The sequence below is a fragment of the Arthrobacter sp. FB24 genome, assembly GCF_000196235.1.
GTDB lineage: Bacteria > Actinomycetota > Actinomycetes > Actinomycetales > Micrococcaceae > Arthrobacter.
In genome coordinates, this window is the sequence record NC_008541.1 from 2340175 (window position 1) to 2362912 (window position 22738).

At 65.3% G+C, this 22738-nt stretch carries 20 protein-coding genes; 17 read left to right on the forward strand and 3 right to left on the reverse strand.

The features are described 5' to 3' along the window. Window positions 1-68: 68 nt before the first annotated feature. From ARTH_RS10490 to ARTH_RS10570, 17 genes are all read left to right on the forward strand, one after another. Entirely contained in the window at window positions 69-848 is a 780-nt protein-coding gene (locus tag ARTH_RS10490) for a trans-aconitate 2-methyltransferase (protein WP_043429753.1), read from the forward strand. A gap of 40 nt (window positions 849-888) precedes the next feature. Then, window positions 889-2625: an ABC transporter ATP-binding protein gene (locus ARTH_RS10495; protein WP_011691922.1), complete on the forward strand. Its 1737-nt coding sequence runs from the start codon at window positions 889-891 to the stop codon at window positions 2623-2625. Next, window positions 2622-4487, forward strand: coding sequence for an ABC transporter ATP-binding protein (locus ARTH_RS10500; protein ID WP_011691923.1), 1866 nt, complete (start codon window positions 2622-2624; stop codon window positions 4485-4487). The genes ARTH_RS10495 and ARTH_RS10500 overlap by 4 nt, the downstream gene beginning before the upstream one ends. After that, window positions 4484-4864 carry a GntR family transcriptional regulator gene (locus ARTH_RS10505; protein ID WP_011691924.1) on the forward strand — a complete coding sequence of 127 codons (381 nt, stop codon included), beginning with the start codon at window positions 4484-4486 and terminating at the stop codon, window positions 4862-4864. The genes ARTH_RS10500 and ARTH_RS10505 overlap by 4 nt, the downstream gene beginning before the upstream one ends. 46 nt (window positions 4865-4910) lie before the next feature. Continuing rightward, window positions 4911-7838 (forward strand): excinuclease ABC subunit UvrA, encoded by a 2928-nt coding sequence (gene uvrA / locus ARTH_RS10510; RefSeq protein WP_011691925.1) that lies wholly within the window; start codon window positions 4911-4913, stop codon window positions 7836-7838. Between the two features lie 112 nt (window positions 7839-7950). Then, on the forward strand, window positions 7951-8667 hold the full coding sequence (locus ARTH_RS10515) for an HAD hydrolase-like protein (RefSeq protein ID WP_011691926.1): 717 nt from the start codon (window positions 7951-7953) through the stop codon (window positions 8665-8667). Continuing rightward, on the forward strand, window positions 8654-9322 hold the full coding sequence (locus ARTH_RS10520) for a lysophospholipid acyltransferase family protein (RefSeq protein WP_011691927.1): 669 nt from the start codon (window positions 8654-8656) through the stop codon (window positions 9320-9322). Before ARTH_RS10515 ends, ARTH_RS10520 begins: the two co-directional genes overlap by 14 nt. Before the next feature lie 56 nt (window positions 9323-9378). After that, window positions 9379-11388 carry an excinuclease ABC subunit UvrC gene (gene uvrC, locus ARTH_RS10525; protein WP_011691928.1) on the forward strand — a complete coding sequence of 670 codons (2010 nt, stop codon included), beginning with the start codon at window positions 9379-9381 and terminating at the stop codon, window positions 11386-11388. Between the two features lie 68 nt (window positions 11389-11456). Next, complete coding sequence (gene rapZ, locus ARTH_RS10530; protein ID WP_011691929.1) at window positions 11457-12380, forward strand: RNase adapter RapZ; 924 nt, start codon at window positions 11457-11459, stop codon at window positions 12378-12380. Continuing rightward, window positions 12380-13399, forward strand: a complete 1020-nt coding sequence (locus ARTH_RS10535; protein ID WP_011691930.1) for a gluconeogenesis factor YvcK family protein — start codon at window positions 12380-12382, stop codon at window positions 13397-13399. The genes rapZ and ARTH_RS10535 overlap by 1 nt, the downstream gene beginning before the upstream one ends. 9 nt (window positions 13400-13408) lie before the next feature. Next, window positions 13409-14389 carry a DNA-binding protein WhiA gene (whiA, locus tag ARTH_RS10540; RefSeq protein ID WP_011691931.1) on the forward strand — a complete coding sequence of 327 codons (981 nt, stop codon included), beginning with the start codon at window positions 13409-13411 and terminating at the stop codon, window positions 14387-14389. Between the two features lie 183 nt (window positions 14390-14572). Then, entirely contained in the window at window positions 14573-15196 is a 624-nt protein-coding gene (locus tag ARTH_RS10545) for a superoxide dismutase (protein WP_043430683.1), read from the forward strand. Between the two features lie 275 nt (window positions 15197-15471). Beyond that, window positions 15472-16482, forward strand: a complete 1011-nt coding sequence (gap, locus tag ARTH_RS10550) for a type I glyceraldehyde-3-phosphate dehydrogenase (protein WP_011691933.1) — start codon at window positions 15472-15474, stop codon at window positions 16480-16482. 10 nt (window positions 16483-16492) lie between these two features. Beyond that, a complete protein-coding gene (locus tag ARTH_RS10555) occupies window positions 16493-17719 on the forward strand; it encodes a phosphoglycerate kinase (protein ID WP_011691934.1) in 1227 nt (408 codons plus the stop codon). An 80-nt stretch (window positions 17720-17799) separates the two neighbouring features. Further along, window positions 17800-18615 carry a triose-phosphate isomerase gene (gene tpiA / locus ARTH_RS10560; RefSeq protein WP_011691935.1) on the forward strand — a complete coding sequence of 272 codons (816 nt, stop codon included), beginning with the start codon at window positions 17800-17802 and terminating at the stop codon, window positions 18613-18615. A gap of 49 nt (window positions 18616-18664) precedes the next feature. Continuing rightward, on the forward strand, window positions 18665-18922 hold the full coding sequence (gene secG, locus ARTH_RS10565) for a preprotein translocase subunit SecG (protein ID WP_011691936.1): 258 nt from the start codon (window positions 18665-18667) through the stop codon (window positions 18920-18922). Window positions 18923-19067: 145 nt separating this feature from the next. After that, a complete protein-coding gene (locus ARTH_RS10570) occupies window positions 19068-19445 on the forward strand; it encodes an RNA polymerase-binding protein RbpA (RefSeq protein ID WP_011691937.1) in 378 nt (125 codons plus the stop codon). Here the strand turns inward: ARTH_RS10570 and pgl are convergent. The 3 genes from pgl to zwf are packed head-to-tail and all read right to left on the reverse strand — an operon-like array spanning window position 19416 to window position 22724. Then, window positions 19416-20234, reverse strand: a complete 819-nt coding sequence (pgl, locus tag ARTH_RS10575) for a 6-phosphogluconolactonase (RefSeq protein ID WP_011691938.1) — start codon at window positions 20232-20234, stop codon at window positions 19416-19418. The two genes, ARTH_RS10570 and pgl, sit on opposite strands and share 30 nt — an antisense overlap. After that, window positions 20224-21165: a glucose-6-phosphate dehydrogenase assembly protein OpcA gene (locus ARTH_RS10580; RefSeq protein ID WP_011691939.1), complete on the reverse strand. Its 942-nt coding sequence runs from the start codon at window positions 21163-21165 to the stop codon at window positions 20224-20226. The genes pgl and ARTH_RS10580 overlap by 11 nt, the downstream gene beginning before the upstream one ends. Further along, window positions 21162-22724: a glucose-6-phosphate dehydrogenase gene (gene zwf, locus ARTH_RS10585; protein WP_011691940.1), complete on the reverse strand. Its 1563-nt coding sequence runs from the start codon at window positions 22722-22724 to the stop codon at window positions 21162-21164. Before zwf ends, ARTH_RS10580 begins: the two co-directional genes overlap by 4 nt. Window positions 22725-22738: the final 14 nt, after the last annotated feature.

The following is a 22738-nucleotide window of genomic DNA, read 5'->3' on the forward strand; positions in this document are numbered from 1 at the left end:
TGGTCGCGGGGCCGGGCCGGGCTAGGCTCGGCCTGACGGCAACAGCACGAGCCATTGGAGGGGCGTCTTTGAAGTGGGATCCAGCGAAGTACGTGGAGTTCGGGAACCACCGCGACAGGCCATTTTTTGACCTCACTGCGCGGGTCCACGCTGAGAGTCCCCGCCACGTTGTGGACCTCGGCTGCGGGCCCGGCAACCTGACCGCCACACTGGCGGAGCGCTGGCCCGCTGCCCGGGTGGTGGGAGTCGATTCGTCCGCCGAGATGCTTCGCATGGCGACGGTGCACTCGGCGCAGGCGGCCAACCTTTCCTTCACACTGCAGGACATCACCGACTGGAGGCCATCGGAGAGCACGGACGTGGTGGTCTCGAATGCGGCGCTGCAATGGGTCCCCGGCCATCCCGCCCTGCTGGCCGGCTGGCTGGAGGCACTCGCGCCCGGTGCATGGTTCGCCCTGCAGGTTCCCGGGAATTTCAGGTCCCCCTCCCATGTGCTCATGCGGCAGCTCGCGGAGTCCGGCCGCTGGAAGGACACGCTCGACGGCGTGCTGCGCCACGACGATGCCGTCGCCGAACCCGCCAGCTACCTGAACATCATGCTCGACGCCGGCTGCGACGCGGACGCGTGGGAAACCACCTACCAGCAGGTGCTCCACGGACCGGATCCGGTGCTGGAATGGGTCAGGGGAGCCGGTCTGAGGCCGATACTCGCGGCGCTCAAACCCGAAGAGGCGGCTGAATTCGAAGCGGAATACTCCGCGATGCTCAGGGACGCCTATCCCGCCACGGCCCACGGCACAGTGTTCCCGTTCCGAAGGATCTTCGCAGTCGCGCGGAAACGGCGCTGAGCATGGCGCTACGGCGGGAGGAGCTCCGGTGCTCCGGTGCATGATGATGCGGCTGCTCGCCGCGCATAAGCCTGCCGTTGTGGCCATCGTGGTGCTCCAATTCATCCAGACCACGGCCAACCTCTTCCTGCCCACGCTCAATGCCGCTGTCATCGACGACGGCATCGTCAAGGGAAACACAGACCTCATTCTTCGGCTGGGCGGCTGGATGGCCGCAATTGCCGCAGTCCAGGTTGCGGCCGCCCTGGCTGCAGGGTATTTCAGCGCCACCGTGGCCATGAAGCTTGGCCGGCAGCTGCGCCAGGAGCTCTTCGCCAAAGTCCAGTCGCTGTCCTCCCAGGAAGTTGGGACGTTCGGCATACCCAGCCTGGTCACACGGGCCACCAACGATGTCCAACAGATCCAGGCGCTGGCCGTGCTGGTCTTCACCATGCTCGTGGCGGCCCCGGCCATGGGCATCGGCGGCATAGTCCTGGCCCTGAACCAGGACGTGGTCCTCTCCGGCATCGTGGTGGCCATCATTCCCCTACTGGTGCTCATCATGTACGTGATCGTCCGACGCCTGGTGCCCTTGTACCGGCAGGGCCAGGTGCTGATCGACCGGATCAGCCGCGTGCTGCGCGAGCAGATCATCGGAGCCAACGTGATCCGCGCGTTCGTCCGCCAGGCACACGAGGCGCGCCGCTTCGCCGTCGTCAACCGTGAACTGACCCGCAACAACCTGCAGTCGGCCCTGCTGGTGGCGGGGATGCTGCCGCTGATCATGATCGTGGTCAACCTGTCATCGGTGGCGGTGGTGTGGTTCGGCGGCCACAGGATCCAGGCCGGGGACATGCAGTTGGGCTCGCTGACGGCCTTCATCGCCTACATTCTGCAGATCCTCATCGCCATCATGATGGCGATGTACGTGCTGATGACCGCCCCCCGTGCCGCGGTCTGCGCCGAACGGATCCAGGCCGTACTGGACACCCGCCCGGCCATCGCGGACCCCCTGATCTCACGGGCCGGGCTGCCTCCGGGGCGGCGCACGCCCGGCGGCACGGTGGAATTCCGCGACGTCACGTTTGCCTACCCCGGAGCGGAAGCGCCCGTGCTGGACGGCATCAGTTTCACCGCTTCGCCGGGCACCACTACCGCCATCATCGGGTCCACGGGCAGCGGCAAGTCGACGCTACTCAACCTGCTGCCCCGGTTCCTCGACGCTACGTCCGGGGAGGTCCTGATCGGCGGCCACAACGTGCGCTCCCTCCCGCTTCATTTCCTGCGGGACAGCCTGTCGCTGGTGCCGCAGCGCGCCTACCTCTTCTCCGGCACCGTGGCCGAGAACCTGCGCATGGCGGCCCCTGACGCCAGCGACGAGGAAATCCTTCGGGCGCTCCGCGCCGCCCAGGCGGAGGACTTCGTGCGCGAACTGCCGCACGGGCTCCACAGCGCCGTGAGCCAGGGCGGAACGAACTTTTCCGGCGGGCAGCGCCAGCGGCTGTGCATTGCCCGCGCACTGCTCCGGGACGCTCCGGTATACCTTTTTGACGACAGTTTCTCCGCCTTGGACTACGCAACCGACGCCCGCCTCCGCCAGGCGCTTGCACCGCTCACCCGCAGGTCCACGGTGATCATCGTGGCCGAGCGCATCGCCACCATCCTCGACGCGGGCCTGATCCTGGTGCTGGACCAGGGCAGGCTCGTTGCGCAGGGGACCCATACGGAACTCATGCGCACGTCGACGGTGTACCAGGAGATCGCTGCCTCACAGCTCGCGTTGGGAGGCAGGCTATGACGGCAGCCACTACGACGACGGCGGACAACGCCGCGAATGGGGCCGGGGGTGCAGCCGCCTTGGCCACCGGCAGGCGGCTGCTGCGGCTGCTGCGTCCCGTCAGGGGGCGCATGCTCGCGGCCGTGGCGGCCACCTGCGCGTTCGTGGCGCTTAATGTGTCGGCGCCGAAGCTGCTGGGCGACGCCACCGACGTCGTGGTTGAAGGTGTTTTTGGAGGGATCTTCAACGAACAGAAGCTGGCCGCCGTGCTACTCCTGGTGGCAGTGATGTACATCGGCGCCTCCGCTTTCAGCTGGGTGCAGGGGGCGGTCACCGCCACCGCGGTGCAACGGGTGAGCTACCGGCTGCGTGCCGCGGTGGAGGACAAACTGGCGAGGCTTCCGTCCGCGCATTTCGACGAGCAGCGCCGCGGTGACGTCCTGAGCCGCGCAACCAACGACGTCGACAATATTTCGCAGGCCCTGAACCAGCTGCTGAACCAGCTGATCCTGTCGGTGCTCATGCTGCTCGGCGCGCTGTCCATGATGCTGTGGCTTTCCCCGCTGCTGGCGGTCATTGCGCTCGTGACCGTGCCGTTTTCCACAGTGGTCACGGTGCTTGTGGCCCGGAAGTCGCAGGCGCATTTTTCCGAGCAGTGGAGCACCACGGGCGAACTCAACGCGCACCTTGAGGAGTACATCACCGGACACGAGGTGCTCAAGGCTTTCGGCCGGCAGGGTTTGGCCACCGAGACCTTCACCAACAGCAACGACAGGCTCTTCCGGACCAGCGCCCGCGCCCAGTACGTTTCCGGCGCCGTGCAGCCCCTCCTGGTGTTCGTCTCGAACCTCAACTACATTGCGGTGGCCGTGGTGGGGGCCCTGCAGGTCACGGCCGGTGCCATGACCATCGGCGGAGTCCAGGCCTTCATCCAGTTCAGCCGGCTCTTCAGCCAGCCCATCGGCCAGATTGGCGGCATGGTCACCTTGATCCAGTCCTGCCTTGCGTCAGCGGAGCGTGTGTTCGCCCTGCTCGATGCCGCGGAGATTCCGCCGGACGGGGACGAACCGGACGCGGGCGAACCGTCAGGTGCCCGCCAGCCGGGGACCGGTGCCACCGGCGGCCGGGTGGTGTTCGACGCCGTCACCTTCGGATACACCAGGGAGGCTCCCGTGGTCCGGGACCTGTCCTTCACCGCCGAACCGGGGCAGACCGTGGCGATCGTAGGCCACACCGGAGCCGGCAAGACCACCATGGTGAACCTGCTCATGAGGTTCTACGAGCTGGATTCCGGCCGGATCACCATCGACGGCGCCGACATCACGGAGCGCTCCCGCGACGAGCTGCGTTCCATGATCGGGATGGTGCTGCAGGACGCCTGGGTGTTCACCGGCTCCATCCGGGAAAACATCGAATACGGGCGGCCCGGTGCGAGCGAGGCCGACGTCGTTGCGGCCGCCGAAGCGTCCCTGGTGGACCACTTCGTGCGCGCCCTCCCCGACGGCTACGCCACCATGCTGGGCAACGACGGCGACACCCTGAGCCAGGGGCAGCGTCAGCTGATCACCATCGCGAGGGCCCATCTCGCGGGCCGGAGCATCCTGGTGCTGGACGAGGCAACGAGTTCCGTGGATACCCGCACGGAAGTACAGATCCGGCAGGCGATGCAGCGGCTGCGGCACGGCCGGACCAGCTTCGTGATAGCCCACCGTTTGTCCACCGTGCGGGACGCTGATCTAATTCTCGTCATGGACCACGGACGAATCGTTGAACAAGGAAACCACCAACAGCTGCTGGCAGCCAAGGGCCACTACAGCAGGCTCTACGACGCCCAGTTTGCCGGCGGGCAAGAGTCCCTGGGGTCAGGGGAGTCCGGTCTGTGAGCACCGTGAACGAATTCCCGGGGACCTGGAAACCCAACCAGGGCAGTTCGGTACCGCTCTTCGAACAGCTGCGCCTGAATATCATCGAGCGGGCGGACAGCGGGGCCCTCGCTCCCGGTACCCGCCTCCCCGCCGTGCGGAGCCTCGCCACCGCACTGGGCGTCGCACCGCACACCGTCGCCCGGGCGTACAAGGAGCTGGAAGCGGCCGGCGTGGTTGCCACCCGTGGCCGGCACGGCACCGTCATCTGCGCCAGGGACGAGGCCTGGACCTCGTTGACCGCAGCAGCGGCGGAATTCGCCGCGGCGGCAAAGGCGCAGGGCGCCAGCTTCGCAGAGGCAGTGCAGCTGCTTGCGGCCGCCTACGACGCCGAATAGGCGCCCGCAATAGAAATTCGAAGAAGTTTTCGATTAGCATTGGTGAGTGCCTAAAGCCGTAGCTGAAGAACCAGCCCTTGATGCCCGCTCCGCCGTCGTCCCCTTAAAACAAGGAAAACCGGCGCGCCCCGACCTTTCCCGCCTCGTGGTGAAGGGGGCACGGGAGCACAACCTGCGGAACGTGGACCTGGACCTGCCGCGCGACTCCATGATCGTTTTCACCGGGCTGTCCGGGTCCGGCAAGTCGTCCCTGGCGTTCGACACCATCTTCGCCGAGGGACAGCGCCGCTACGTCGAATCCCTCTCTGCGTACGCCCGCCAGTTCCTGGGGCAGGTGGACAAACCGGATGTGGACTTCATCGAGGGCTTGTCCCCGGCTGTTTCGATCGACCAGAAATCCACCAGCAAGAACCCCCGGTCCACCGTCGGCACCATCACGGAAATCTACGACTACATGCGCCTGCTCTGGGCTCGCGTTGGCCGTCCGCATTGCCCCGTCTGTGGCGAGCAAGTGGCCAAGCAGACGCCGCAGCAGATCGTCGACCAACTCCTTGAACTGCCGGACGGCACGCGTTTCCAGGTCCTCGCTCCCGTGGTGCGCGGCCGCAAAGGCGAATTCGTCGACCTCTTCAAGGAACTCACAGCCAAGGGCTACTCCCGGGCCCGGGTGGACGGCGAGCTCATCCAGCTCAGCGATCCTCCCAAGCTCGGCAAGCAGTTCAAGCACACCATCGAAGTGGTGGTGGACCGGCTTGTGGTCAAGGACGGCATCCGGCAGCGCCTGACCGACTCCGTCGAAACGGCACTCGGACTGGCTGAGGGCCGCGTCCTGTCCGAGTTCGTGGACCTCGAAGCGGATGATCCGGAACGGGTCCGGGCGTTCTCCGAGCACCTCGCGTGCCCCAACGAACACCCCCTTGCCATCGATGAAATCGAGCCCCGCTCGTTCTCGTTCAACAACCCCTTCGGGGCGTGCTCGGCATGCAGCGGCATCGGCACCAAACTGGAAGTTGACGAGGAACTCATCATTCCGAACGGGGAGCTTTCCCTGGGCGAGGGTGCCATCGCGCCCTGGTCGCTGGGCACGGCCACCAGCGAGTACTGGAACCGGCTGCTGTCCGGGCTGGCGAAAGAACTCGGCTTCTCGATGAAGACGCCGTGGCAGAAGCTTCCCAAGGATATTCGGCAGACCGTCCTGCACGGCAAGGACCACAAGGTCGTAGTGCAGTACCGCAACCGCTTCGGCCGGGAGCGCAAGTACAGCACCGGCTTCGAGGGCGTTATCCAGTACGTTCACCGCAAGCACCTGGAGACGGATTCGGACTCTGCACGGGACCGCTACGAGGAGTACATGCGGCAGATCCCGTGCCCTGCCTGCAACGGCGCCCGCCTGAACCCGGCCTCGCTGTCCGTGCTGATCAACGGCAAGTCCATCGCCGACGTTGCCGCCATGCCCATGCGTGAATGCGCGCACTTCCTGGACACCCTGGTGCTGACCGGGCGCGAGGCACAGATTGCGCACCAGGTGCTGAAGGAAATCCAGGCACGCCTGACCTTCCTCCTCGACGTCGGGCTGGAGTACCTGAACCTGGAGCGCCCCTCCGGCACATTGTCCGGCGGCGAAGCCCAGCGCATCCGCCTGGCAACCCAGATCGGCTCCGGCCTCGTGGGTGTCCTCTACGTTCTGGATGAGCCCTCCATCGGCCTGCACCAGCGGGACAACCGGCGCCTGATCGAAACGCTGACCCGCCTGCGCGACCTCGGCAACACCCTCATCGTCGTGGAGCACGACGAAGACACCATCCAGGAAGCCGACTGGATAGTCGACATCGGGCCCGGAGCCGGGGAACACGGCGGCCAGGTGGTGCACTCCGGCTCCTACAAGGAACTCCTGGAAAACACCGAGTCCCTCACCGGCGATTACCTCTCCGGGCGTAAGAAGATTGAAATCCCGAAGAAGCGTCGCAAGTATGACAAAAAGCGTGAGCTGAAGGTCGTCGGCGCAAGGGAGAACAACCTCGTCAACGTAGATGCCGCCTTCCCGCTGGGCTTGTTGACCGCAGTTACCGGCGTGAGCGGCTCCGGCAAGTCCACCCTGATCAACGAAATCCTCTACAAGGTGCTGGCCAACAAGCTCAACGGCGCCAAGCAGGTGGCAGGCCGGCACAAGTCCGTGCAGGGCCTGGAGCACCTGGACAAGGTGGTGCACGTCGACCAGAGCCCCATCGGCCGGACACCGCGCTCCAACCCCGCCACGTACACGGGCGTGTTCGACAACATCCGCAAGCTCTTCGCCGAGACCACTGAGGCCAAGGTCCGCGGCTATCAGCCGGGCCGGTTCTCGTTCAACGTGAAGGGCGGCCGTTGCGAGGCGTGCTCCGGCGACGGCACGCTGAAGATCGAAATGAACTTCCTGCCGGACGTCTATGTGCCCTGCGAGGTCTGCCACGGTGCGCGGTACAACCGCGAAACCCTGGAAGTCCACTACAAGGGCAAGACCATCGCCGACGTCCTTGACATGCCCATCGAGGAGGGCGCAGAGTTCTTCGCCGCGTTCACACCCATCGCCCGCCACCTCCGCACGCTCGTGGACGTCGGTCTGGGCTACGTGCGGCTGGGGCAGCCGGCCACCACGCTGTCCGGCGGCGAAGCCCAGCGCGTGAAGCTGGCCGCGGAACTCCAGAAACGGTCCAACGGCCGCAGCATCTATGTCCTGGACGAGCCCACCACCGGGCTGCACTTCGAGGACATCCGCAAGCTGCTTATGGTCCTCCAGGGCCTGGTGGACAAAGGCAATACCGTGATCACGATCGAGCACAACCTCGATGTCATCAAGAGCGCGGACTGGATCGTGGACCTGGGGCCGGACGGCGGTTCCGGCGGCGGCCAGATCATCGCGACCGGAACCCCCGAACAGGTCGCAAAGTCGACCACGAGCTACACGGCCTCCTTCCTGGCGGAGATACTGGGCTAGCGTCTGCCGCACCGCGACGGAATGGCTGGAGCTTGCAGATCCGGCAGGAAGAAGTATTCCTGCCGGGGAATGCGAGTTTCAGCCATTCGCGCACTTGTGGGAAACTAACCCGGTGACCCTTTCAACAGTGCCCGTGATCTTCGACCTGGACGGCACTCTTGTCGACCCGGCAGGGGGGATCACGGACGGAATCTCCGCGGCCCTTACCGAACTCGGCATCGGGGTTCCCGACCCGGCCCGGCTGGACGCGATGATCGGTCCTAAACTCAGCGACTCGCTCCTCAATATCGCGGGAGTTCCGCAGGAGCAGCTGGCCGAGGTCATCCGCCTGTACCGGTCCTACTACCTCGAAACGGGCATCGCCCAGAGCCGCCTGTACCCGGGCATCCGCGAGCTCATCGAGGAATACGCCGCCGCGGGCAGGCCGATCGCCGTGGCAACGCAGAAGCCGGAAGGACTGGCCCGGATCGTGCTGGAACACCACGGCATTGCGTCCTCGTTCCGCTTCATCCGCGGTTCCGCCGCCGACGAAGCCGCGCACGCCCAGGTTCCTCTCGGCAAAACTGAAATTGTTGCCGCCGCCCTGTCCGACCTCCGCACCCAACACGCCGTGATGGTGGGGGACCGCGCCCAGGATGTGTCCGGTGCCCTGGCCAACGGCCTCGACTGCATCGGCGTCAGCTGGGGATTCGCCCCGGACGGTGAACTCCATGAAGCGGGCGCCATGGCAATTGTGCACACCACCACGGATCTATTTGCAGTTGTGGAACGCCTTGACGCACTGCACGGCGCAGCCCTGAGCGGGGTGAACAACGATGGCGTTGTTTGATGCGATCCGCTGGACCACCCGCACGTTGATCTCCGGAACCTGCCGGCCCACCGTCATCGGGCTGGAAAACGTTCCCAAGGAAGGCCCGTTCATCGTCGCGCCCAACCACCTGTCCTTCCTGGACAGCGTCATTGTGCAGGCGCTAATGCCCCGGCCGGTGGCCTTCTTCGCGAAAGCCGAATACTTCACCACCGGGGGCGTGAAGGGCAAGGTGATGAAGTCCTTCTTCGAATCCGTAGGCTCCATTCCGGTGGAACGCGGGGAGCAGGCTGCCAGCGTGGCGGCCCTCAAGACGCTGCTCGACATCCTCGAGGCCGGAAAGGGCATCGGCATTTATCCTGAGGGCACCCGCTCCCGGGACGGCATCCTCTACCGGGGCCGCACCGGCGTCGGCTGGCTCGCGCTGACCACCGGGGCACCGGTCATTCCCGTTGGCCTCATTGGAACCGAAAACCTCCAGCCGGCCGGGCAGAACGGCGTGAAGCCGCAGCACTTCACCATGAAGGTCGGCGAGCCGTTGTACTTTGAGAAGACCGGACCGGACCACTCCCTGCCCGCACGGCGCCAGGTGACGGACCGCATCATGGACGCCATCGCGGAGCTCAGCGGCCAGGAGCGGTCAACGAGCTACAACCAGAGCAAAGCCGCCGAGTAGGGGCGCCCCGGGACCCCCTGTCCGGATGCCCCCTGCAGCGTCAGTAGACTTGAATCGTGGCAGATCCAGCTAGTTACCGACCCCAAACGGGGGAGATTCCAACAAACCCGGGCGTGTACCGTTTCCGGGACCCGCACGGCCGCGTCATCTACGTCGGCAAGGCCAAAAGCCTGCGGTCCCGCCTGAATTCGTACTTCGCCAATCCCGGAGGGCTGCTGCCCAAGACCTACGCCATGGTCCACGCCGCCAGCAGCGTGGAGTGGACCGTCGTCGCAAGTGAACTGGAGTCGCTCCAGCTGGAATACACCTGGATCAAGGAGTTCAAGCCCCGGTTCAATGTCGTCTTCCGCGACGACAAAACCTACCCCTACCTCGCCGTCACGATGGGCGAGAAGTTTCCGCGCGTCCAGGTGCTCCGCGGCGAACGCCGCAAGGGCACCCGCTACTTCGGTCCTTACACGGCAGGGGCCATCCGCGAAACCATGGACACGCTGCTGCGCGTCTTCCCCGTCCGAAGCTGCAGCCCGGGCGTCCTGAAGCGGGCGCAGGCCAGCGGACGGCCGTGCCTGCTTGGCTACATCGACAAGTGCGCCGCACCGTGCGTCGGCCGGGTCACACCGGAGGAGCATCGGGCGCTGGCGGAGGACTTCTGCTCGTTCATGGGCGGTGAAGCCAAGCGCTTCATCGGACGGCTGGAGAAGGACATGGCCGCAGCAGTTGCCGAGCTCGACTACGAGCGGGCCGCACGCGTCCGGGATGACATCATCGCACTGCGGAAAGTCTTCGAACGCAACGCCGTGGTGTTGGCGGAAGACACGGACGCCGACGTTTTTGCGCTGCATGAGGATGAGCTGGAAGCCGCCGTGCAGGTTTTCCATGTCCGCGGCGGCCGGGTCCGCGGCCAGCGCGGATGGGTGGTGGAAAAGGTCGAGGATTTCACTACGCCGGACCTTGTGGAGCACCTGCTGCAGCAGGTCTACGGCGAGGAAGGCGAAACGCAGGGGCGGCTGCCCCGAGAGGTCCTGGTTCCTGAAGAGCCGAGCAACGCTGCCGAACTTGCCCAGTGGCTTGCCGGCCTGAGGGGCGCGAAAGTGGACATCCGGGTCCCGCGCCGCGGGGACAAGGCAGCACTCATGTCCACGGTCCGGGAAAACGCCGAGCACGCACTCAAGCTGCACAAATCGCGGCGCGCCGGTGACCTGACGAACCGGTCCCTCGCACTGCAGGAGCTCCAGGAGGCCCTGGACCTGCCCGTCGCGCTGCTCCGCATCGAGTGCTTCGACATTTCCCACGTGCAGGGCACCAATGTGGTGGCGTCCATGGTGGTGGTGGAAGACGGTCTTCCGAAGAAGTCCGACTACCGCAAATTCTCCATAACCGGCGCCGCGGCCGTGGATGACACAGCGGCCATGCATGATGTCCTCACCCGGCGCTTCCGGAATTATCTTCAGGAGAAAGCGGCCCAGGCGGAAGCGGCACAGCTCCCCGGGCACCAGGCGGCGCTCGAGGCCATGGCGGTGGCCTCCATGCAGGACACCACCACGCCCGCACCGCGCGCAAAGTTCGCCTACCCGCCCAACCTCGTCGTGGTGGACGGCGGCAAGCCCCAGGTGAACGCCGCTGCGCGCGCCCTGGCTGAACTCGGGATTGACGACGTCTACGTGGTTGGCCTGGCCAAGCGCCTTGAAGAGGTCTGGCTGCCGGACAGCGACTTTCCGGTGATCCTGCCGCGGACATCCGAGGGCCTCTACCTGCTGCAGCGCATCCGCGACGAAGCCCACCGGTTCGCCATCACGTTCCACCGGCAGAAGCGCGGAAAGGCCATGACGGTTTCCGCCCTGGACAGCGTTCCCGGCCTGGGCGAGGCCAAACGCAAAGCCCTGCTGGCACAGTTCGGCTCGGTTAAGAGCATCCGGACCGCCAGTGCGGCCGAACTGGCCACTGCAAAGGGCATCGGCCCTTCGCTGGCGGACGCAATCGTCAGCCATTTCAGCAACGGCGCCGCGGCCTCCGGTGCGGAAGCGCCGTCAATCAATATGACGACCGGCGAAATCATTGAAACTTAGCTAGGGTAAGGACCTGAAGCGGAACGCGCGGTTGCGTCGAATTACATAGCAGGAATGGGGCTTTACTCATGGCAGAGTCAACGGCAGGATCCGAAGCGGAACAGGACGGCATGACGCCCGTCAGGCCCGTTGAAGCGGAACTGCTCGTGGTGACGGGTATGTCCGGGGCGGGGCGCAGTACCGCTGCGGACGCCCTTGAGGACCATGGCTGGTATGTCGTTGAGAACCTTCCGCCGCAGATGCTCGGCACCCTGGCCGAACTCGTGTCCCACGCCCCGCAGTCCATCCCCAAGCTCGCCGTGGTGGTTGATGTGCGCAGCACCGCGCTCTTCGCCGACATCCGGGCGGCGCTGAAAACCCTTGAAGCCAGCGGCGTTACGTTTCGTGTCCTGTTCCTGGACGCCAACGACGACGTCCTGGTGCGCCGGTTTGAGCAGGGCCGCCGTCCGCATCCACTCCAGGAAGGCGGGCGGATCCTCGACGGCATCGCCTCGGAGCGCGATTTGTTGCATGAACTGCGGGATTCCGCGGACATCGTGCTGGACACATCCGAGTTCAACGTCCACGCCCTTGCCACCGCCATCACGGAGCTTTTCAGCGAAACAGGTCCGGTCGCCCTGCGGCTGAACGTCATGAGCTTCGGCTTCAAGTACGGGCTGCCGGTGGACGCGAACTTTGTGGTCGATGCACGCTTCATCCCGAATCCGCACTGGGTCCCGCAGCTTCGTCCGCACACCGGCCTGGACAAGGACGTGAGCGACTACGTCCTCGAGGCCGAAGGCGTCAAGAGCTTCGTGGACCGCTACGTGCTGGCCATTGAGCCGGTCCTGGACGGGTACCGCCGCGAAAACAAGCACTACGCCACCATTGCCGTGGGCTGCACCGGCGGCAAGCACCGCTCCGTGGCCGTCGCTATGGAACTTTCAAAGAAGCTGGCGCAATACCCCCGTGTCACGGTGACCACCACCCACCGGGACCTGGGCCGCGAGTAATGGGACTGCTTACCGGGCCGCTGCCCCTGGTTCCGCCGGCCGCCGGCACCGGCGGCGGGCAGCTGGACAAAGGACCTTCCGTCGTCGCCCTCGGCGGCGGTCACGGGCTGTCCGCTTCGCTGTCCGCTCTTCGGCTGCTGACCTCCGAACTGACAGCCATCGTCACCGTAGCGGACGACGGCGGGTCTTCCGGCCGGCTGCGCGAGGAGTACGGCGTCCTTCCGCCCGGCGACCTGCGGATGGCCCTCACGGCCCTTTGTGACGACACCGACTGGGGACGGACCTGGCGGGACGTCATGCAGCACCGGTTCAAGCCGGGGGCGGGCCGGGGTGGCTCGCTCGACGACCACGCCATGGGCAACCTGCTCATCGTCACGCTCTGGGAACTGCTGGGCGACACTGTGGGCGGCCTGAAATGGGCCGGTGCCCTGCTCGGCGCACGCGGACAGGTCCTGCCCATGTCCGGCGAGCCGCTGACGATCGAGGGCGACGTCAGGGTGCCCGGCCCCGACGGAACCTACAGACTGGAGACCGTCAGGGGGCAGGCCAAATGCGCCGTGGCAGGTTCGCTGGAAAGCGTCCGGCTCCTGCCGGAGTCGGCGCATGCCTGCGTCGAAGCCCTGACGGCCATCGAACTGGCCGATTGGGTCATTCTGGGCCCGGGATCCTGGTACACGTCCGTACTGCCGCACCTCCTGCTGCCGGAGATGCGGCAGGCTCTTTCAGACACGCCTGCCAAACGGTGCCTCACGATGAACCTGGCCACGGACACCAAGGAGACTTCCGGCATGTCCGCTGCCGACCACCTGCATGTGCTGCGCAGCTACGCGCCCGACTTCAGTATCGACGTCGTGCTCGCGGACCCTGTGTCCGTGCCGGACGTCGAGGAGTTCAAACGGGCAGCCGGGATGCTCGGGGCCGAGGTGGTGTTGGGTAAAGTAGGGGCGTCGAGCCGCCGTCCGATCCACGACCCCCTGCGTCTGGCAACGGCGTACCACGATATTTTCGGGAACAGTTAGGAAGGTGCCATGGCACTGACGTCATCAGTCAAAGAAGAACTGTCCCGCCTGGACATAAAGAAGTCCTCGGTCCGCAAGGCAGAAGTCTCTGCGATGCTCCGATTCGCCGGCGGACTGCACATCATTTCCGGCCGGATCGTGATCGAGGCCGAGGTTGACCTCGCCTCCACGGCACGCCGCCTCAGGGCCGCGATCGCTGAGGTGTACGGCCACCAGAGCGAGATCATCGTCGTCTCCGGCGGCGGGCTCCGCCGCGGCAACCGGTATGTGGTGCGGGTGGTGCGCGACGGCGAAGCCCTCGCCCGCCAGACCGGGCTGCTGGACGCGCGCGGCCGCCCGGTTCGCGGGCTGCCGTCGGCAGTGGTCAACGGTTCCGCCGCCGACGCCGAAGCCGTGTGGCGCGGCGCCTTCCTCGCCCACGGATCGCTGACCGAGCCGGGCCGGTCCTCCGCCATGGAAGTGACCTGCCCCGGGCCCGAGTCGGCCCTGGCTCTGGTGGGCGCGGCCCGACGCCTCGGCATCCAGGCCAAGGCCCGCGAAGTCAGGGGAGTGGACCGGGTGGTCATCCGGGACGGCGATACCATCGCAGCCCTGCTCACCCGGATGGGTGCTCATGACGCGCTCATGGTCTGGGAAGAACGCCGCATGCGCAAGGAAGTGCGGGCGACGGCGAACAGGCTGGCCAACTTCGACGACGCCAACCTGCGCCGCTCGGCCCAGGCAGCTGTTGCCGCCGGCGCCCGCGTGGACCGTGCACTGGAGATCCTCGGCGACGACGTCCCCGACCACCTTAAGTACGCGGGTGAACTCCGCGTCGCCCACAAGCAGGCGAGCCTGGACGAACTTGGCCGGCTGGCTGATCCGCCCATGACCAAGGATGCGATCGCCGGCAGAATCCGCAGGCTCCTGGCGATGGCCGACAAACGCGCATTGGACCTGGGGATCCCCGGGACCGAGGCCAATGTGACGCCGGAAATGCTGGACGAGTAACGGCCCCCCCTAGAATCAAGACCGGGTAACGGAAATACCTCGCGGCGGCCGGAGGTTGTGCCCCAAGGGAGCCACCGCTCCGCCTGGATACCGTCCCCCTAGATTTCCGGATGACCAGTCATCCGGATGCACAATCCGAGAGTTACCAAACCGGACAACCTGTCCACGACATTGGAGGATTTTGTGACCGAGTACGTACTGCCTGAACTCAGCTACGACTACGCAGCGCTGGAGCCCCACATCTCCGCTCGCATCATGGAGCTGCACCACAGCAAGCACCACGCTGCCTATGTGACCGGTGCCAACAACGCGCTGGCCCAGCTGGCTGAGGCACGCGAAAAGGGCGACTTCGCCAACATCAACCGGCTTTCGAAGGACCTGGCTTTCCACACCGGCGGCCACGTCAACCACTCCGTGTTCTGGAACAACCTGTCCCCGGACGGCGGCGACAAGCCCGAGGGTGAGCTGGCCGCAGCCATCGATGACGCGTTTGGTTCCTTCGACGCCTTCCGTGCGCAGTTCACCGCCGCCGCGCTGGGCCTGCAGGGTTCCGGCTGGGGATTCCTGGCCTACGAACCCATCGGCGGAAACCTCGTCATCGAGCAGCTCTATGACCAGCAGGGCAACGTTGCACTCGGCACCACGCCGCTGCTGATGCTCGACATGTGGGAGCACGCCTTCTACCTGGACTACGTCAACGTCAAGGCCGACTACGTCAAGGCGTTCTGGAACATCGTGAACTGGGCCGACGTCGCCAAGCGCTTCGACGGCGCACGCAAGAACGCCACGGGTCTCATCACCCTGTAGTGCCGTTCAGGTGTGACAGGCGAGACATCACCCTGTAACAAACTTCACATTTAGTCCGTTTCGGGCCGAATCGTGGACGGTCCGCCCCCGCACTTGCGGGGGCGGACCTTCTTAAACGTAAGATGGATCACGGAAGGCGGTTAGCCTTCAGCAATGTGGCTGGTCGCCCTCCGATCTGGTAATCATCTCTGCCCAATGGCGTGCGGGATCTGTTAGTTGGCTTGAACGCCCGCTTAACTAGTTGTGCTTCAACAAGCACCAAGGAGACTGAAAAAGTGACGACCCGTATTGGTATCAACGGCTTTGGCCGCATTGGCCGCAATTACTTCCGTGCTGCACTGGCACAGGGCGCTGACCTCGAGATCGTTGCAGTCAACGACCTCACCAGCCCCGAAGCGCTGGCCCACCTCTTCAAGTACGACTCCGTAGGCGGCCGCCTCAAGGAGACCATCGAGGTCAAGGACGGCAACATCGTCGTCAACGGCAACGTCGTTAAGGTTCTCGCCGAGCGCGACCCCGCGAACCTCCCCTGGGGAGAGCTGGGCGTTGACATCGTCATCGAGTCCACCGGCTTCTTCACCAAGGCCGCTGCCGCCAAGAAGCACCTCGACGCCGGCGCCAAGAAGGTCCTGATCTCCGCCCCGGCTTCGGACGAGGACATCACCATCGTGATGGGCGTCAACCACGAGCTTTACGACAACGCCAAGCACCACATCATCTCCAACGCATCCTGCACTACCAATTGCCTCGGCCCGCTGGCCAAGGTCATCAACGACGAGTTCGGCATCGAACGCGGCCTCATGACGACGGTCCACGCGTACACGGCCGACCAGAACCTGCAGGACGGTCCGCACAACGACCTCCGCCGTGCCCGCGCCGCCGCCATCAACATGGTCCCCACCTCCACCGGTGCGGCCAAGGCAATCGGCCTGGTGCTTCCGGAACTCAAGGGCAAGCTGGACGGCTACGCCATCCGCGTCCCCGTCCCCACCGGCTCCGCCACCGACCTCACGGTCACCGTTTCCCGTGAGACCACCGTTGAGGAAGTCAACGCAGCCCTGAAGAAGGCATCCGAGTCCGAGTCGCTCCAGGGCTTCCTGACCTACACGGATGAGCCGATCGTCTCATCGGACATCGTGGGCGACCCGGCGTCGTCGATTTTCGACTCCGGCCTGACGAAGGTCATCGGCAACCAGGTCAAGGTTGTTTCCTGGTATGACAACGAATGGGGCTACTCGAACCGCCTGGTCGACCTCACGGAGCTCGTCGCATCCAAGCTGGGCTAGGGTTAGACACATGACATTCCACACCCTCAACGAACTGATCGCTGATGGTGTCCGCGGGCGGTACATTCTGGTCAGAAGTGACCTGAATGTGCCGCTCGACGGCTCTGAAGTGACTGACGACGGCCGCATCAAAGCGTCCTTGCCAGTACTGACGAAGCTCACGGACGCCGGTGCCCGCGTGCTGGTCACAGCCCACCTCGGACGCCCCAAGGGCGCCCCGGAGGAAAAATACTCCCTCAAGCCTGCCGCCACGAGGCTGGCCGAGCTGGCTCCCTTCCAGGTCACCCTGGCCGGAGACACCGTCGGTGCCTCGGCAAAGGAGCATGCCGCTGCCTTGCAGGACGGCGAAGTCCTGGTCCTTGAAAACGTCCGTTTCGATGCCCGTGAGACCAGCAAGGACGACGCCGAGCGCGGCGCCTTCGCGGACGAACTGGTGTCGCTGACGGGGGAGAACGGCGCGTTCGTGGATGACGCCTTTGGCGCCGTCCACCGCAAGCACGCAAGCGTGTACGACGTCGCCACCCGGCTCCCGTCGTACCAGGGCGACCTTGTGCACACCGAAGTGGAGGTGCTCCGCAAGCTCACAACTGAGACCCAGCGGCCCTACGTGGTGGTGCTCGGCGGCTCCAAGGTCTCGGACAAGCTCGCGGTCATCGATAACCTGATAGGCAAAGCCGACACCATCCTGGTGGGCGGCGGCATGCTGTTCACGTTCCTGGCAGCTGACGGCCACAAGGTCGCCGGCAGCCTGCTCGAAGAAGACCAGATCCCGGTGGTCCAGGACTACCTGAAGCGCGCGGCGGACGCAGGCACCGAGTTCGTCGTGCCCACGGACGTTGTGGTGGCTGCCAAGTTTGCCGCTGACGCTGACCACGAGACGGTCAGGGCCGACGCCATCGAAGGCAGCAGCTTCGGCGCGCAGGGCATCGGCCTGGACATCGGACCCGAATCGGCGGCGGAATTCGCCAACCGGATCAAGGGCGCCAAGACAGTGTTCTGGAACGGCCCCATGGGCGTCTTCGAATTCGACGCCTTTGCCGGCGGCACCCGTGCCATTGCGCTGGCCCTCACTGAAGCGGATGCCTTCACCGTGGTCGGCGGCGGTGACTCCGCAGCTGCTGTCCGCACCCTGGGCTTCGCCGACGACCAGTTCGGCCACATCTCCACGGGTGGCGGCGCCAGCCTGGAATACCTCGAAGGCAAGGAACTGCCGGGCCTTAGCGTCCTGGACCGCTAGATCCTCCAGCCGGCAGGGCACCGCACTGAAAAGTCGGGGCCCTGCCGGCTGTTCACATCACAAGCACTTTTGGAGAACACGTGACTACGTCAACGAATGGCAAGTTCGACCGCACGCCCCTCATTGCCGGCAACTGGAAGATGAACATGGACCACGTCCAGGGCATCACGCTGCTGCAGAAACTGGCCTGGACCCTGTCCGACGCCAAGCATGATTACAGCCGGGCCGAGGTAGCTGTCTTCCCGCCTTTCACCGACCTTCGCGGCGTCCAGACCCTCGTCCAGGGCGACGAACTGGAAATCGTTTACGGCGGCCAGGACCTTTCGCAGTTCGATTCCGGTGCCTACACGGGTGACATCTCCGGCCAGTTCCTGAACAAGCTGGGCTGCAAGTACGTCCTGGTCGGCCACAGCGAACGGCGCACCATCCACAACGAGACCGACGAGGTCCTCAACGCCAAAGTGAAGGCCGCCTACCGCCACGGAATCACCACGGTGCTCTGCGTCGGTGAAGGCCTCGAGATCCGGCAGGCCGGCACGCACGTCCAGCACACCCTTGGCCAGCTCCGTGCCGACGTCGAAGGCCTCAGCGCCGACGAAGCAGCCGAACTTGTGGTCGCGTACGAGCCCGTCTGGGCCATCGGCACCGGTGAAGTAGCAGGTCCGGAGGATGCACAGGAGATGTGCGCCGCCATCCGCGCCGAGCTCACCACCCTGTTCGGCGACGAGGTTGCCGCCAAGGTCCGTCTGCTTTACGGCGGTTCGGTCAAGGCCAACAATGCGGCCGCCATCCTGAACGAACGCGACGTCGACGGCGTGTTGGTGGGCGGCGCCAGCCTCGATCCCGCCGAGTTTGCTAATATTGTCAGGTTCGAGAGTCACCTGCTGACGGATTAGTCCGGACACAGCCTTGACCTCCGCAATCATCAACTTCTGAAAGGCCGTCGTGGACGTTCTTCATGTCATTCTGCAGATTCTCCTGGGCATCACCAGCCTCCTGCTGACGCTGCTCATCCTGCTCCACAAGGGACGGGGCGGCGGTCTGTCGGACATGTTCGGCGGAGGCATGAGCTCGGGCCTCAGCTCGTCCGGTGTGGCGGAGCGCAACCTCAACAGGTTCACGGTCATCCTGGGCGTCACCTGGGGAGTCGTCATCATCGCACTCGGCCTGCTGATGCGCTTCTCCGGGGGCGGCGACTCCTAGCAGTCCGGCCGAAACGTGCCGGGACGGGATTTTCCCCGGAATTTACACGCCCGGTACTAACGGCCCTGCCGTCGTCGGGAACTCCGCACTAAACTGTGGCTGTTGGCTTCCAACAACCGGTCAGTCGAGTAGCCAGGAGTTCCCGATGGTGCATGCTGCTTCAGGGTTCCGGGGAACCCGTGTGGGGGTGGCCGAAGGGTCAGCCCCGAAAATTCAGCCTAACGACGTTGTCGGTGAACGCTTGCCGCGTATTCGTGTTTCCTATTGGTGCGCCAAAGGACACGAGACGCGGCCTGTTTTCATTAAGCTACCCGAGGACCAGATCCCCGTGGTCTGGGACTGCCGCCGCTGCGGAGGGACTGCCTCACGGGACGAGTCCCGCGTCGAGCTGCCGCATCATGCCGACGAGGGCTACAAAAGCCACCTTGAGTACGTGAAAGAGCGACGCTCCAGCCAGGACGCCGAAGACGTACTGGCCGGAGCGCTGGAACGGCTACGAGCCCGCGGGACCTTTACGGACTAGTTGCTCGGGAACCCTTGACGCGGCGTTCTCATCGATCAGCCAGAGCGTCCGTGAGCGGCCCGTAGGTCCCGCCGCGGGGACCTGCACGGGGTTTGCACCTGCCAGGGCAAGGCCCACGGCACCTGCCTTGTCCTCGCCCGCAACGACCATCCAGACCTCACTTGCCGTGTTGATCGCCGGCAAAGTCAGCGAAATCCGTTCGGGCGGCGGTTTCGGCGAATTCCGGACGCCCACAACCGTGAGCTCTTTTTCCCGGATGCCTGCCTGTTCGGGGAAGAGTGAGGCCACGTGGGCATCCGGGCCCACGCCAAGGAGGACCACGTCGAACCGGGGAAGCGTCCCCGGGTTCTCGGGACGGTCATCGGACATGTCCGCGGCATGCTCGGCTGCAGCTGCTTCGGCCAGACGGCGTGCATAGTCAGCGGCAGCGTCCTCCGGACTGTCGAAGTGGTCCGTGGAGCCGGGTTCATGCACCCGTTCCGGGTCCACGGGGATGTGCGACAGCAGCGCTTCATGCGCCTGGAGGGTGTTGCGGTCGCTGTCTGAGCTGGCGACAAAGCGTTCGTCGCCCCACCAGAAGTTGACCTTGGACCAGTTCACTGCCGGAGCCGCGGCCGAGTCAGCAACCGCCCTGAGGGTTCCGATGCCCACAGTCCCGCCCGTGAGCACCACCGTTGCCTCACCGTGTTTGTCCTGAACATCCACGAGTTTGGTGATGAGCCGCGCTGCAATGGCAGCCATCAATACTGATGAGTCAGGGTGGATGCTTACTCTGGGATCAGCGCTCACTGGGACGGACACTCCTTAGATTTGTACGGGGCAGTCCAATAGTAATCACTTCGCCGAAGACTTCGTCGGGATCCAGCCGCCGCAGTTCTTCGGCGAGGCAGTCCCTGAGGCTGCGGCGCGGCAGCGAGATGCGCTGGGCGGGCTGGCCCGGCTGCGTCAGTTCAGCCACGGACAGTCCCGGACGGAACAGCTGGACGTCGCCGCTGGCGCGGCTCAGCCGGACGCGCCGGATGCCGGTCCCGGCGGGATCTGCCACGATGGTCACCGGGGCATCGAGGGCCAGTGTCAGCCACGCTGCAAGAAGGAGGGTGCTGGGGGAGTCCGAGGCGCCTTCCACGGCGACGGCCGTGACAGGCGACGAGTCGACCTGGTCCAGGACAGCGGCCAGCTGGATCCGCCAGTTGGTGAGGCGGGTCCAGGCGAGGTCGGTGTCGCCGGCCTTGTACGTATTCCGGATGTTGTCCAGTGCCTTCTGCGGGTCCTCCTCGTTGGCGGAGTCGGTGATGCGGCGGTGCGCTATGCGTCCGATGGAGGTCTCACAGGCGCTCTTGGGCGCACCGTGCGGCCACCAGGCCACAATCGGAGCGTCGGGGAGCAGGAGGGCGGCAACGAGCGACTCGCTTTCCTCGGCGAGCTCACCGTAGCCGCGGAGTACGATCACTTCGGACGCGCCGGCGTCGCCGCCCACGCGGATCTGGGCGTCCAGCCGCGTGGGGGCCTGGGCACCGGCATCGGCGAGGACGATGATCCGGCAGGGGTGTTCCCGGCTGGCTTCGTTGGCCGCTTCAATGGCCTCTTCTTCCAGCCCGGACTTGGTGACCACCACGAGGGTGAGCACCCGTCCGAGGGCGATCACGCCGCCCTGCTCGCGCAGGGACATAATCTTCTTGGAGACCTTCGAGGTTGTTGTGTCGGGAAGATCTACGATCATGGCCTTCTCCAGGTTCGTCCATCGCGGGCAAGCAGCTCGTCCGCCGAGGCGGGGCCCCAGCTTCCGGGGGCGTAGGGCTCAGGTTGTTCGCCCAAACTTGCCCAGTACTCTTCAAAGGGATCCAGGATCTTCCAGGACAGTTCCACCTCCTGGTGCCGCGGGAACAGCGGCGGTTCGCCCAGCAGGACGTCCAGGATGAGCCGCTCATAGGCTTCGGGGCTGGACTCGGTGAACGAGTGCCCGTAGCCGAAGTCCATCGTGACGTCGCGGACTTCCATCTGCGTCCCCGGAACCTTCGAACCGAAGCGGATCGTGGCGCCCTCGTCAGGCTGCACGCGGATCACCACGGCGTTCTGGCCGAAGTCGTCCTCGCCGTGATCGCGGAACAACAGGTTGGGGGCGCGCTTGAAGACAACTGCGATTTCCGTCACGCGGCGTCCCAGCCGCTTGCCGGCACGCAGGTAGAACGGCACACCGGACCAGCGCCGGGTGTGGATATCCACCCGGATGGCGGCGTAGGTTTCCGTGGTGGAGTCGGCAGGGATGCCTTCCTCCTCCAGGTACCCAAGAACCTGCTCGCCGCCCTGCCAGCCGCCGGCGAACTGACCGCGCGCTGAATGGGTGGAGAGATCGTCCGGGAGCTTTACCGCAGCCAGAACCTTTTCCTTTTCGGCACGGAGGTCATCGGCGTTGAAGGAAATGGGTTCCTCCATGGCCGTCAGCGCCAGGAGCTGCAGCAGGTGATTCTGGATGACGTCGCGGGCCGCGCCCACGCCGTCGTAGTAGCCTGCCCGGCCGCCGGTCCCGATGTCCTCGGCCATGGTGATCTGGACGTGGTCGACATAGTTCGCGTTCCAGAGCGGTTCGAACAACTGGTTCGCGAAACGCAGCGCCAGGATGTTCTGGACCGTTTCCTTGCCCAGGTAGTGGTCGATCCGGAACACAGCATCCGGCGGGAACACCGACTCCACGATGTCATTAAGCTGCCGGGCGGACTCGAGGTCGTGCCCGAACGGCTTCTCGATGACCACACGGCGCCACTTGTCACCCTCAGCCTGGGCCAGGCCGTGCTTCGACAGCTGGCGGCAGACCTGTTCAAACGCCTTCGGCGGAATCGACAGGTAAAACGCGTGGTTCCCGCGCGTACCCCGCTGCTCGTCCAGTTCATCGATCGTGTCACCGAGCCGCTCAAAGGCGTCGTCGTCGTCGAACTCTCCCTGGACAAAACGGATGCCCTCGGACAGCTGATTCCACACTGCCTCGTCAAACGGGGTCCGGGCGTAGGCCTTGACGGACTCCTTGACCTCGGCGGCGAAATCCTCGTTTTCCCACTGCCGCCGGGCGAAGCCCACCAGGGCAAAGCTCGGCGGCAGCAGGCCCCGGTTGGCCAGGTCGTAGACGGCAGGCATGAGCTTCTTGCGGGCAAGGTCGCCGGTCACTCCAAAGAGGACCAGCGAGGAGGGGCCGGCGATGCGGTTTAGCCGGCGGTCCCGGGGATCCCGCAACGGGTTGCGGCCCCGCCCGGCTGACTTCCTGCTGCCGTTTTCAGTTTCTGGCATGGTTGGTTCGGTGC